At 71.7% G+C, this 12418-nt stretch carries 13 protein-coding genes and 1 other RNA gene; 5 read left to right on the plus strand and 9 right to left on the minus strand.

Annotated features, from left to right (window positions below):
• Position 1: 1 nt before the first annotated feature.
• From rnpB to IT072_RS12300, 4 genes are all read right to left on the minus strand, one after another.
• Positions 2–372: RNase P RNA component class A (rnpB, locus tag IT072_RS12285), an RNA gene on the minus strand.
• Positions 373–423: 51 nt separating this feature from the next.
• Positions 424–1158, minus strand: a complete 735-nt coding sequence (locus tag IT072_RS12290; RefSeq protein WP_223356989.1) for a zinc ribbon domain-containing protein — start codon at positions 1156–1158, stop codon at positions 424–426.
• A 76-nt stretch (positions 1159–1234) separates the two neighbouring features.
• Positions 1235–2053 carry a Nif3-like dinuclear metal center hexameric protein gene (locus IT072_RS12295; RefSeq protein WP_223356995.1) on the minus strand — a complete coding sequence of 273 codons (819 nt, stop codon included), beginning with the start codon at positions 2051–2053 and terminating at the stop codon, positions 1235–1237.
• Between the two features lie 18 nt (positions 2054–2071).
• Complete coding sequence (locus tag IT072_RS12300) at positions 2072–4198, minus strand: purine-cytosine permease family protein (protein WP_223356996.1); 2127 nt, start codon at positions 4196–4198, stop codon at positions 2072–2074.
• Between the two features lie 67 nt (positions 4199–4265).
• Between IT072_RS12300 and IT072_RS12305 the strand changes: the two genes are divergently transcribed.
• Complete coding sequence (locus IT072_RS12305) at positions 4266–5075, plus strand: thymidylate synthase (RefSeq protein WP_223356997.1); 810 nt, start codon at positions 4266–4268, stop codon at positions 5073–5075.
• A 5-nt stretch (positions 5076–5080) separates the two neighbouring features.
• A complete protein-coding gene (locus IT072_RS12310) occupies positions 5081–5563 on the plus strand; it encodes a dihydrofolate reductase (RefSeq protein WP_223356998.1) in 483 nt (160 codons plus the stop codon).
• On the opposite strand, the gene IT072_RS12315 is transcribed toward IT072_RS12310, so the two are convergent.
• On the minus strand, positions 5556–6200 hold the full coding sequence (locus IT072_RS12315; protein ID WP_223356999.1) for a DUF1345 domain-containing protein: 645 nt from the start codon (positions 6198–6200) through the stop codon (positions 5556–5558). The two genes, IT072_RS12310 and IT072_RS12315, sit on opposite strands and share 8 nt — an antisense overlap.
• A gap of 62 nt (positions 6201–6262) precedes the next feature.
• Between IT072_RS12315 and IT072_RS12320 the strand changes: the two genes are divergently transcribed.
• Complete coding sequence (locus tag IT072_RS12320) at positions 6263–7552, plus strand: aminotransferase class I/II-fold pyridoxal phosphate-dependent enzyme (protein ID WP_223357001.1); 1290 nt, start codon at positions 6263–6265, stop codon at positions 7550–7552.
• A 7-nt stretch (positions 7553–7559) separates the two neighbouring features.
• Complete coding sequence (locus IT072_RS12325; protein ID WP_223357003.1) at positions 7560–8090, plus strand: GNAT family N-acetyltransferase; 531 nt, start codon at positions 7560–7562, stop codon at positions 8088–8090.
• Between the two features lie 69 nt (positions 8091–8159).
• Here the strand turns inward: IT072_RS12325 and dhaM are convergent, their stop codons facing one another.
• From dhaM to trpD, 4 genes are read right to left on the minus strand one after another with little or no spacing between them, the layout of a single operon-like run.
• Positions 8160–8885, minus strand: coding sequence for a dihydroxyacetone kinase phosphoryl donor subunit DhaM (gene dhaM / locus IT072_RS12330; protein ID WP_223357004.1), 726 nt, complete (start codon positions 8883–8885; stop codon positions 8160–8162).
• Positions 8882–9514 carry a dihydroxyacetone kinase subunit DhaL gene (dhaL, locus tag IT072_RS12335; protein ID WP_223357005.1) on the minus strand — a complete coding sequence of 211 codons (633 nt, stop codon included), beginning with the start codon at positions 9512–9514 and terminating at the stop codon, positions 8882–8884. Before dhaL ends, dhaM begins: the two co-directional genes overlap by 4 nt.
• A gap of 34 nt (positions 9515–9548) precedes the next feature.
• Complete coding sequence (dhaK, locus tag IT072_RS12340) at positions 9549–10550, minus strand: dihydroxyacetone kinase subunit DhaK (RefSeq protein WP_223357006.1); 1002 nt, start codon at positions 10548–10550, stop codon at positions 9549–9551.
• A 39-nt stretch (positions 10551–10589) separates the two neighbouring features.
• The gene (gene trpD, locus IT072_RS12345) at positions 10590–11639 is read right to left on the minus strand and encodes an anthranilate phosphoribosyltransferase (protein ID WP_223357007.1); all 1050 of its coding nucleotides are present in this window, start codon (positions 11637–11639) and stop codon (positions 10590–10592) included.
• A 132-nt stretch (positions 11640–11771) separates the two neighbouring features.
• Here trpD and ctaE point away from each other — a divergent pair, with 132 nt between their 5' ends.
• Complete coding sequence (gene ctaE / locus IT072_RS12350) at positions 11772–12416, plus strand: aa3-type cytochrome oxidase subunit III (protein WP_223357008.1); 645 nt, start codon at positions 11772–11774, stop codon at positions 12414–12416.
• Positions 12417–12418: the final 2 nt, after the last annotated feature.

The following is a 12418-nucleotide window of genomic DNA, read 5'->3' on the forward strand; positions in this document are numbered from 1 at the left end:
GGGAATGGGCCGGCTGATACGCCGGGTTCTGTCACGACACCGTGGTGCCGCGGACGGCCATCTCTCTTGGGGCGACGTCGCCGCCGCCCTCCAGCGGTCTACCCGGGAACTCGGCGAGCCACCTTATGCGTTCCCTGTCTGACCTTGCTCCGGGCGAGGTTTACCGAGCCGACCGGGTCACCCCGGCCGCTGGTGGTCTCTTACACCACCGTTTCACCCTGACCACCGGCCGAGGCCGGTGGCGGTCTGCTTTCTGTTGCACTGTCTCGCGGGTTGCCCCGGGTGGGTGTTACCCACCGCCCTGCTCTGTGGAGCCCGGACGTTCCTCGGCGGCCCGCTCACGCGGACCGACGCGACCGTCTTGCCGACCCATTCCGCTGATCACGATAGCGCAGGCCGGCTGTGCGCCGGGTCAGAGTCGGCTCAGAGACCGGACTCCTCGTTGCGGATGAGGATGGCGCTGCTGTCGGGGCACAGGACGACGTCGTCGGCGGCCGCGCGGCGGATCTCGGCGAGGTCGGACTCGGTCAGCTTCACGTTGGATCCGAGAGAGACACCGCGCTGCAGCAGGGCGGCGCCGAGCCCGTAGCGGGCGCGCTGGCGTTCGTAGAGCGCGACCAGGTCGGCAGGGAGCGCGCCGGCGATGGTGGCGCGGTCGGCGGCGAGCGCCGTGCGCTGCGCCGCGATCTTCTCGGCTTCCGCGTCGCGTGCCGCCTCGAGCGCCTCCACGCGCGAACCGAGCTCCGCGCGCTCCGCCTCGACCGCGGCGAGCGCCTTCTCGAGACCGTCGACGCGCTCCATCACGGTCAGCTCGATCTCCTCGAGGTCGCCCTGTCGCTTCGCGAGGGAGGCGAGCTCGGCCTCGAGCGCCTGGACGTCCTTGACGGAGGCGGTCTGCTGCACGCGGTCGTTGTCGCGTTTGATCCGCGCCTCCACCAGCTCGACATCGGACTCGACCCGCTTCAGCTCGGTGCGGGCGTCCTCCAGCTCGCCGGTCGCGGCGATCCAGCGTGCGCGCAGGGCCTCGACCTCGGGCTGCAGGGCGCTGAGCTCCTTCGTCTGCGGCAGGGTGGCGACCGCATGGTCGAGCTGTGCGAGGCGGGTGTCGGCGGACTGCAGGCGCAGGAGTTCGTTCTGGTCGGCGGGGCTGGCTTTCACGGGCGGTGCTCCATCTTCGTGGGGGACGGTCGTCCGGGTCTGCCGGGATCGTCGAGGGCTGGTGGGTTCTGCGTGCTCACTGCAGGATGGCGAAGTCCCAGGGGTCGGTGCGCAGCTCGCTGACCAGGACCTCCACGCCCGGGAGGGCGGCGCGCAGCTGCTCGGCCGCGACCTCGAGCCACAGCCACTCGCTCGCCCAGTGCGAGACGTCGAGCAGGGCGGGGCCACCGCCGAGCACCGCTTGCTCGCGCGCCTCCGAGGCGGGATGGTGGCGCAGGTCGGCCGTGATGTAGACGTCGGCGGAGCGGACGGCGTCTTCACCGAGCAGGGAGTCCCCCGCCCCTCCGCACACCGCGACGCGGGAGACGGGCTGGTGGTAGTCCCCCGCGGCGCGCACTCCCCCGGCGGTGGGAGGGAGGACGCCGGCGATCTCGCGGGCGAGCGCACCGAGCGTGGTCGGCTGCGGCAGGGTGCCGACGCGCCCGATGCCCGTCACGCCGTCGGCTGCGGGGGCGATCGGGACGGCGTCGATGAGCCCGAGGCGCGCGGCGAGGACGGCGCTGGTGCCGGCGGCGACGACGTCGGCGTTGGTGTGCGCGGCGATCAGGGCGCAGCCGCCGCGGATGAGCCGGGCGAGCAGCGCTCCCTTGTACCGGTCCTCCGCGACGCTCGTGACCCCGCGCAGCAGCAGCGGGTGGTGCGCGAGAAGCAGGTCGATTCGGCCCTCGACGGCTTCGTCGACGGTCGCGGCGACCACGTCGACGGCGAGCAGGATGCGCTCGACCGGGGCGGCCGGGTCGCCCGACAGCAGCCCGGGGGCGTCCCAGCCCTCGGCTCCGGAGAGCGGCCACAGGCCCTCGACGGTCTCGCGGACGGAACGGAGGGTGTGCTGCACGGGATAGAGCCTACGGGATCAGGCGACGCCCTGCTCCTGGCGCCGGACGGCCGGGATGCCCGCCACGAGCGGCGTCACCAGCCCCAGCACGAGCGCGACGACGACACCGATGTTGCTGGTGCCGATGCCGGCCTCCGGGTCGATGCCGAGCAGCCGGAAGAGGTAGCCCTCCCATGCGAGCCAGGGCAGGTCGGAACTCACGAGCCCCAGCCCGACGGCCGACGCCACGAACAGCATTCCCAGGTTCACCCAGCGCCAGTCGGGGTACACCCCGCCGGTCGCCAGCAGCGACGGCTGGTGGAAGCGGCGCTCGCGCAGCATGGTCTCCGCCGCGAAGAGACCCGTCCACGCGGCGACGGGCACGGAGAGGGCGGTCGGCACGCCGCGGATGACGCTGTCCAGGTCGGTGACCGTGAGGGCCAGGACGATCCCGGCGAGCGCGATCGGACCGCCCGCGACGACCGTGCTCCACCGCCGGCCGAGCCGGACGCCGAGCGCGTCGAGCGTGAAACCCGCCGAGTACATCGTGAGCACCAGCGCCGAGATCAGGCTCAGCCCGACGGCGAGGAGCAGCGGGACCGGGAACCAGCCGGGGAGGCCGAGGGCGACGAAGCCCGAGACCGGGTCGCTCGCGAGCCGGTCGGCGAGCCCGGGGTGAGAGGCCGCGAGAAGGCCGCCGTACGACACCAGGACGAACGGAGGCACCCCGGCCCCGAAGGTCGCCCACAGCATCGCGGCGCCCCCGGACGAGGTCGGTCGTTGGTAGCGTGCCACCTCCGCGCTGCTCATCGCCCAGGCGAGCCCGAGGTAGCTGAACACCAGCACGGCGCCCGTCACGACGTGCGTCCACAGCGCGTCGGGGACGGCGAGAGCCCTGACGAGGTCGACGTGCCGCCACGTGCCGGCGATCATCACCGAGATCAGCGCCGCGGAGGCGATGGTGAGGAGGAGCTGCACCCGCGCGACGAGTGCGTAGCCGAAGTACGCGACGAGACCGGCGATCAGGATCGCGGCCAGCAGAGCGACCGCTGTCGGCGTCGCGCGGTCGGCCGCTCCGCCCCACGACACCGCGAGCGAGCCGGCCGCCGTCCCCGCCAGCCAGAGCAGCACGGCGCCCCAGAACAGCTTGGTCAGCAGGGCGAGGATCGCGGGGATGGCGTTTCCCCGGAGCCCGAATGTCGCCCGGGAGACCACCATCGTCGGCTGGCCGCTCCACTTGCCCGCGAGCGTGCCGAGCCCGAGCGGCAGGAACGACAGCGCCACCCCGACGAGGGTCGCCACCAGCAGCTGCCGCAGGCTGAGCCCGAGGGTGAACAGCGTCGCGCCGACTCCGATCGAGATGAGGGAGGAGGTGCCCGCGAACCAGAGCCAGAACATCCGTGCCGCGCGCCCCACCCGCCGGTCGACCGCCGACGGCTCGAGGTCGGCCTCCTCCGGCTCGAAGAGCGGCGCGGGGACCGGCTCGGCGCCGGAGAGGACCGTCTCGTCGAGCGCCACCCGCGGCGACGCGACCGGCGACGGCGCCGTACTGTGCACGTCATCGGCGTCGTCGTGCAGGTCGGTGTCGATGCGTGCGGACGTCGCATCGATCGGGCCGAGCTCGTGCGTGACGACCGGACCGGTGCCCGGAAGGTCGGGCAGGGCCGGTGCCAGCGCGATCCTCGGGACGACGGGCGGCGCGGGGCCGGCTGCCGGCTCGGGCTCGGTCTCTGGCTCGGGCTCGGTCTCTGGCTCGGGCTCGGGCCCCTCCGCCAGGAGCGGGAGCGGCTGCGAGTCGCGCAGCGCCAGCTCGGGGGGCACGAACGACAGGGGTTCGGCGCGCGAGGGAGGAGCGGGCGCAGGGGGCTCGGGCTGCGGAGACGGCACGGGTCGCGCCGCCGCCCCCACCCAGGCGCTGAAGGTCGGCTGCGGACCCTCCATCTGCCGCCGCACCGGCAGATCCTCGAAGCTGATCGCCTGCGTCGGCGGACCGATCCAGTCGTCGTCCTCCTCAGCGTCGCGCTCCGGCTCCGGCTCCGACTCCGCATCTGGCACCGCGGCCGTGCCCACGACAGGGATCGCGGAGGTGATCCGTGCGACCTCGCGCTCCAGGGCAGTGGCGAGCTCGTCGTCGCTGTGCCGTTCCGCGCCCGGACCCGTCTCCATGTCGAAAGACTACGACTCGCGTCGTGCGGGGGTCAGGGGTGACCGAACGGAAGTACCATCGTTGTCGATGAGCGAGACGATCCCGACCCCGTACGAAGACCTGCTGCGCGACGTCCTCGCGAACGGCAGCCGCAAGTCGGACCGCACCGGCACCGGCACGCGCAGCGTGTTCGGCCGCCAGCTGCGCTTCGACCTCGCCGAGGGCTTCCCCCTCATCACCACCAAGCGGGTCCACTTCAAGTCGATCGCGTACGAGCTCCTCTGGTTCCTGCGCGGGGAGAGCAATGTCGGCTGGCTGCGCGAGAACGGCGTCACCATCTGGGACGAGTGGGCCGACGAGCGCGGTGAGCTCGGACCGGTCTACGGCGTCCAGTGGCGCTCCTGGCCGGCGCCCGATGGCTCGCACATCGACCAGATCGCGCAGGTGATCGACCAGCTGCGCCGCGACCCCGACTCACGCCGGATCATCGTCTCCGCCTGGAACGTCGCCGACATCCCGAACATGGCGCTCGCCCCCTGCCACGCGTTCTTCCAGTTCTACGTCGCCGACGGCCGGCTCTCCTGCCAGCTCTACCAGCGCAGCGCGGACATGTTCCTCGGTGTCCCGTTCAACATCGCGAGCTACGCCCTCCTGACCCTGATGGTCGCTCAGCAGGTCGGCCTCGAGCCCGGCGAGTTCGTCTGGACCGGCGGCGACGTGCACATCTACGACAACCATGTCGAGCAGGTGGAGGAGCAGCTCTCGCGCGACCCGTACCCCGCGCCGCGCCTCCGCTTCACCCGCACGCCCGACAGCATCTTCGACTACCGCTATGAGGACTTCGTCGTCGATGACTATCAGCACCACCCGGCGATCCGCGCCGCGGTGGCCGTCTGAGCCGCGTGTCGGTCGCGCTCATCTGGGCGGAGGCCCACGACCGCATCATCGGCGCCGACGGCGGCATCCCGTGGCGCCTCCCGGAGGACATGCGGCACTTCCGCGCCCAGACCTCGGGCTCCCCCGTGGTCATGGGTCGCCGCACCTGGGACTCCCTGCCGGAGCGGTTCCGCCCGCTGCCGGGCCGCACCAACATCGTCGTCACCCGCCGAGCGGACTGGTCGGCTCCGGGCGCAGAGGTCGCGCACAGCATCGAGGACGCGCTCGCGGCGGCCGGCGACGCCGACACCGTCTGGGTGATGGGCGGCGCGCAGCTCTACACCGCCGCGCTCCCGCTCGCCGACCGCGTCGAGGTGACCGAAGTCGACCTCGCCGTCGACGGCGATACGCGTGCCCCCCAGCTGGGCGATGGCTGGACGGCCGAGCACGGCGAGTGGCTCACCTCCGCCGACGGACTGCGCTACCGCTTCGTGCGCTACCTCAGGTGAGCCCCGCCACCAGGTTCACCGTCGTCGCCAGGATGACCGAGCCGAACAGGTAGGAGAGCAGCGTGTGCCGCAGGATCGCACGCCGGATGTACGAGCTGCTGATGTTCGTGTCCGAGACCTGGAAGGTCATCCCGAGCGTGAACGCCAGGTACGCGAAGTCGCTGTAGCGCGGCGGCTCCTTCTGGTTGAAGTCGACGCCGCCGTCCTTGCGGTAGTACATCCGCGCGTAGCGCAACGTGTAGACGGTGTGCACGAGCACCCACGAGAGCGCCACACTCAACACCGCGAGCAGCGCCACCACCAGCTGCGGCGCGCCCTTCAGGTGCCGGGCGTCGACGACGATGTACACCACCGCCACGACCGAGGCGACGGACGCGAACAGCAGGAGCCAATCGGTCACCCGCCGGCCCGGGTCCTCCAGCGTGGCATGGCTGCGCGTCTGCGCGCCGTCCAGCCGCCACACGGTCGTCCACACCCAGACGATGTAGACGACGCACGCGCCCGCCCAGCCCGCGATCACGGCGTAGTGCCAGGCGTCCAGGAGCCCGACCACCACGCCGACGGCCACACCCGCGGCCAGCGCCACGATCATCCGCGCGCGCGACAACCCGCGGCCCTTCTGCACTTCGTCGGTCACATTCAGGATGTTCGCACACCCCGCCCGCGGCACGACCCCGCCCGCGCCGGTACGATCGGAACGTGACCTCCCCCGCGACACCTCTCACCGACCTGGACACCGAGGCGCTCCGCGCCGCGCACGCCGAGTTCTCGCGTGCGTACGAGGAGCTGAAGGCCACCGGCCTCTCGCTCGACCTCACCCGCGGCAAGCCGTCCGCGGAGCAGCTCGACCTCTCGGACGACCTCCTGCACCTCCCGGACGGTGAGTACCGCGACGCGGCGGGCACCGACCTCCGCAACTACGGGGGCCCGAACGGGCTGCCGGAGTTGCGCGCGATCTTCTCCGACGCGCTGCGCGTGCCGGTCCCCCAGCTCCTCGCGCTCGGCAACTCCAGCCTGACCCTCATGCACGACGTCATCGTGCAGGCCCTGCTCTACGGCGTGCCCGGCGGGGAGCGTCCGTGGGCCGGCCAGTCCATCAGCTTCCTCGCGCCGGTGCCCGGTTACGACCGGCACTTCACCATCTGCGAGCGCTTCGGCATCCGGCTGGTCGCCGTCCCGATGAACGACGACGGCCCCGACGTCGAGACCGTCGCATCGCTCCTCGCCACGGACGACAGCATCAAGGGCATGTGGTGCGTCCCGGTGTACGCCAACCCGACCGGAACCGTCTACAGCGAGGAGGTCGTGCGCGCCCTCGTCTCGCTCCCCGCCGCCGACGACTTCCGCCTGATCTGGGACAACGCCTACGCCGTGCATCACCTCGCCGACGAACGCCCCGAGCCGATCGACGTGCTCGCCCTCGCGGCCGAGGCGGGCAACCCCGACCGCCCGCTCGTCTTCGCCTCGACCTCCAAAGTCACCTACCCGGGTGCCGGAGTCGCCTTCGTCGGTGCGTCGGAGGCGAACATCGCCTGGTTGCAGCGCAACCTGGCTGCGCAGAGCATCGGGCCGGACAAGATCAACCAGCTGCGCCACGTGAAGCTGCTGAAGGACGCGGAGGGCCTCGCCGCCCACATGGAGAAGCACCGCGCGATCGTCGCCCCGAAGTTCGCCGTCGTCGACGAGACGTTCACCTCTCGCCTCGCCCCCTGGGGCGGCGGCACGTGGAACGCCCCGAAGGGCGGCTACTTCGTGAGCCTCGACGTGCTCGACGGCACTGCGGCGCGCGCCGTGCAGCTGGCCAAGGAGGCCGGCATCGCCGTCACCCCCGCTGGCGCGACCTTCCCCTACGGCGACGACCCGCGCGACGCCAACATCCGCATCGCGCCCACCTTCCCGCCGATCGGGGAGCTGCGTACGGCGCTCGACGGACTGTGCACGGCCATCCTCCTCGCCGAAGCCGAAGCGCTCCTGGCGGAGCGGGGCTGATCGTCCGGTGACCCTCGCGGGCACGGCGTCAGGTGCTCGGCCGGACTGGACGATCCGGCCGAGCGTCGAGGACGACTGGCAGGCCTACCGCGCGCTCCGCTTCGAGATGCTGGAGGACGCGCCGCTGGCGTTCCTCGAGACCCTGGAGGCCGCGCGCCTCCACCCCGACGAGCACTGGCGCCGCCGCACGGACGGCACGTCCACCACGACCCGGCTCTTCGCCGCGGTGGCTCCGGGTGGGACGTGGCTCGGCAGCATGGGCGGCCACCAGGCCGCGGGCACCCGTGACCCGTATCTCGTGGGCGTGTACGTCACCCCGGGTTACCGCGGACGCGCGGCCGGAGTCACGGACGCCCTCCTCGACGCCGTCATCGAGTGGGCGCAGGGACGCGGCGACCGCCTCCTCCTCGACGTGCACGAGCACAACCCCGCCGCGATCCGCTACTACGAGCGCCGCGGCTTCGTCTTCACCGGCCGCACACAGCCTTACCCGCTCGACCGCAGCACACGGGAGCGGGAGATGGCCCTCGCGCTCTGAGGAGCATGCCCGGAACGGTGGATGCCGCCTCCCCGGCGTAGGAGGCGGCATCCGCTGTGCGGCGTCCGCTCAGACCTCGCCGAACCCCGTCTCCACGAGGGCCACCAGGGCGTCGACCGCGTCGGTCCCAGCCGGGTCGTCCGACGCGATGCGGGCGGTGGAGCCCGCGGTGAGCCCCAGGGACATCACGCCGAGGAGGCTCTTGGCGTCCTTGCCGTTGACCGTCACCTTCGCCGGGAAGGTGTTGGCCAGTTTGACGAAATCGGCGGCCGGGCGGGCGTGCAGACCCTGCGGGTTGCGGACGAGCACCTCGCGCTCGTAGGGTCCGTCCGCTCCGACGGAGGCCGGCGCAGCCTCGGGTGCGGGCGCCGGAGACGCGGCCTCGGCCGCCTGCGCCTCCCCCGCCCACGCCGTCCGCGCCGTCTCCGCGGCGGCGGCGACCGCGGCCAGGTCGGCACCCGTCTCCGCCGAGACCGAGGCGGCGATCCCGCCCTCCACGAAGGGCACGTCGACCACGCGCACGCGGGCGCGCTCGTCGTCGCCCAGCATGTCGAGCACCGTCTCCGCGGTGAGCAGGGCCGAGCCGAGGTCGCTGATCACGACGACGCCCGACCCGGTGTCGGCCTCACCGACTCCGGCCATCACCTTCGCGAAGCTCGTGCCGATACCGTCGTAGTCCGTGCCTCCCGCCGCGACCAGGCGGACCGAGGGCGCCATCTGCGCCGCGAGGGCGACGGCGCCGTCGGCCAGGAGCACGCTGTGCGAGACGAAGACGATGCCCACCCGCTCGGTCATCCCGCCGCCTCCGCCGCCGCGCGCAGGATGAGCGCGGTCGACTGTGCTCCCGGATCGCGGTGGCCGGCGGATCGCTCGCCGAGATAGCTCGCCCGCCCCTTGCGGGCCACGAGCGGCTCGGTCGCGACGGCGCCCTGCTCGGCGGCGTCCGCCGCGGCCGCAAGGATCTCCGCGGGCGACGCCCCGGACTCCTGCGCGGCTGCAGCCGCCTCCACCGCGGGGGTCCAGGCGTCGACCATCGTCTTGTCGCCCGCCTCCGCCTTGCCGCGGGACACGATGCCGTCCCGGGCTGCGCCGAGCAGCGCGACGAGTGTCGGCCCGTCGATGTCGGCGTGGTCGCCGACCGGCTCCGCGGCCTTCAGGAACGCGGTCCCGTAGAGCGGGCCCGACGCGCCTCCGACGGTCGAGATGAGGGTCATCGCCACCGACCGCAGGGCCGCGTTCGGAGTGGCGTCCCCGGGGAGCTTCGCCAGCGCGTCCGCGGCCGCGTGCATGCCGCGGTCCATGTTCTCGCCGTGGTCGCCGTCGCCGATCTCCCTGTCGAGGGTGTTCAGCTCCTGCTTGTGCTCCCCGACCGCCGCGGCGGCCGCCATCACCCAGGCCGAGACCCAGTTCGTGTCCAGCGCCATCAGCGCCTCCTCCTCGTGTGGTGTGGTCGTGGGCCTAGAGTCCCCAGCGGAGCGCGGCGGTGTGCACCGGCGCGTCCCACAGCGCGGTCAGCTCGTCGTCGAGCTTGAGCACCGAGATCGAGGCGCCCTGCATCTCGAGCGACGTGACATAGCTGCCGACGAGCGAACGCGAAAGGGTGATGCCCTTCTCGTCCAGGATCTCCGCGGCGCGCCGGAACAGGATGTAGAGCTCCGACAGCGGGGTGCCGCCCATCCCGTTGACGAACAGGAGCACCTGGTCGCCCGACGAGAACGGCAGGTCCGAGAGCACGGCGTCCATCATCCGGTCCACCAGGCGGTCGGCCGGCTCGATCTTGATGCGCTCGCGGCCCGGCTCGCCGTGGATGCCGACGCCGAACTCGATCTCGTCCTCGGGGAGCACGAAGCCCGGCTCGCCGGCGTGCGGCACCGTCCCGTCCGTGAGGGCGAGACCGATGGAACGCACGTTGGCGTTGACCCGCTCGGCGATGGAGGTCACGCCGTCGAGGTCGTCGCCGCGGTCGGCCGCGGCGCCGGCGATCTTCTCGACGAGGACGGTTCCCGCCACCCCACGGCGCCCGGCCGTGTAGAGGGAGTCCTGCACCGCCACGTCGTCATTCGTGACGACTGCACGCACGGTGATCCCCTCGGCGCCGACCAGATCGGCCGCGGTCTCGAAGTTGAGCACGTCGCCGGTGTAGTTCTTGACGATGTGGAGCACGCCGGCGCCGCCGTCCGCGGCTTTGGTGGCCTCGACGATCGGCATCGGCGTCGGCGAGGTGAAGACCTCGCCGGGGACGGCCGCGTCGAGCATCCCCTTGCCGACGAAGCCGGCGTGGAGCGGCTCGTGGCCGCTGCCACCGCCGCTGACCAGGCCGACCTTGCCCTGCACAGGGCCGTCGGCGCGCGACACGAAGCGAGGATCATCCGACACCGTCACGATGTCGGCATGGGCCCGGCCGAACCCCGCGAGGGACTCCGCCACGACGTCGGGCACGTCGTTGATGAGCTTCTTCATTGAAAACCCTTCTTTCCACAGCTGTCGGTGCTTGCTACCTCAGCGCGTCGCCGCCACCCACTCGTCGAGCTTCGCGGCCGCAGCCCCGGAGTCGATGGCCTGGGCGGCGACCGCCATGTGCGAACGGAACCGATCCAGGATGGAGTCCTGGACCCTCGACGGGTCGGACGCGAGCTCGTACGACACGAGCCCGGCCGCCGCGTTGAGCAACACGATGTCGCGCACGGGGCCCTCCTGGCCCGCGAGCACGGCACGCACGACATCCGCGTTGTACGCGGCGTCCTTGCCGAGCAGGTCCTCGATCCGCGCCCGGGGGATGCCCAGGTCGCGCGGATCGATGTCGTGCTCGGTGACGAGGCCTCTGGAGACCTCCCAGACGTGGCTGTGACCCGTGGTCGACAGCTCGTCCAGCCCGTCGTCGCCCCGGAAGACCAGCGCGGTCGCGCCGCGGGTCTGGAACACGCCGACGATCAGCGGGATGCGGTCGAGCGTCGCGACGCCGACCGCCGACGCCTCGGGCCGCGCCGGGTTGCACAACGGTCCGAGGTAGTTGAAGACGGTCGGGACGCCGAGCTGCGACCGCACCGGGCCCGCGTTGGCGAAGCCGGGGTGGAAGGCGCTCGCGAAGGCGAAGGTGATCCCCGTCGTGCGCAGCACCTCGGCGACGCGCTCGGCCGGCAGGGAGAGGTCGATCCCGAGCGCCGCCAGCACGTCCGAGGAGCCGGACGAGGAGCTGGCCGCCTTGTTACCGTGCTTGATCACGGGCACCCCCGCGGCGGCGGCCACGATGGAGGCCGTGGTCGACACGTTCACGGTGCCGAACCGGTCGCCTCCGGTGCCGACGATGTCGAGCGCCATCGGGTCCACCGCGAGCGGCACGGCGTGGTCGAGGATGGCGTCGCGGAAGCCGACGATCTCGTCGACGGTCTCGCCCTTCGCCCGCAGAGCGACGAGGAAGGCGGCGAGCTGGGCGTCGGTCGACTGCCCGGTCATGACCTGATCCATCGCCCAGGCGGCGTCCGCGACACTGAGATCCTCGCCGGCGAGCAAGGAGGTGAGCACGGACGACCAGGACTGTGATTCCGTCATGAAACGATCCTATTGCGCACCGGTGGGCCACGGGGAGCCACGCTTCCGGGCGTCAACTAAGGGCAGCCTAACCACTCTGGGGGTTAATTCAGACCCTTCAGGTGAGAAAACCACGGCTCCTTTTCAGCCATAATGGGTTACGTGACGAGCACCTCAATCTCCCCTGCAGCGAATGCGCCGGCGATCAACCGGCCCAACGTCGTGGCCGTCGGCACCATCGTCTGGCTCGGCTCGGAGGTGATGTTCTTCGCGGGACTCTTCGCGATCTACTTCACCCTCAAGTCGACGTCGCCGGACCTCTGGGCCGCCGAGACGGCGCACCTCAACATCCCCTACGCGGCGACGAACACGACCATCCTCGTGCTCAGTTCCGTCACGTGCCAGTTCGGGGTGTTCGCCGCGGAGCGTCTGCAGGCCCACCGCACCGGAGGCCTGTTCCAGTTCTGGAAGTGGGGCCTCGTCGAGTGGTTCCTGCTCTCCTATGCGCTCGGCGCCATCTTCGTCGCCGGCCAGATCCTCGAGTACGCCACGCTCGTCAGCGAGGGCATCTCGATCCACTCGAACGCCTATGGATCGGCGTTCTACCTGACCACCGGTTTCCACGGACTCCACGTGACCGGCGGCCTCATCGCCTTCCTCCTCGTCATCGGCCGCGCCTTCGCGGTCAAGCATTTCGGCCACAAGGAGGCGACGAGCGCCATCGTCGTCTCCTACTACTGGCACTTCGTCGACGTCGTGTGGATCGGACTGTTCGCGGTCATCTACATCATCCGTTAGTA

It is taken from the genome of Leifsonia sp. ZF2019, from assembly GCF_019924635.1.
In the GTDB taxonomy this organism is placed as follows: domain Bacteria; phylum Actinomycetota; class Actinomycetes; order Actinomycetales; family Microbacteriaceae; genus Leifsonia.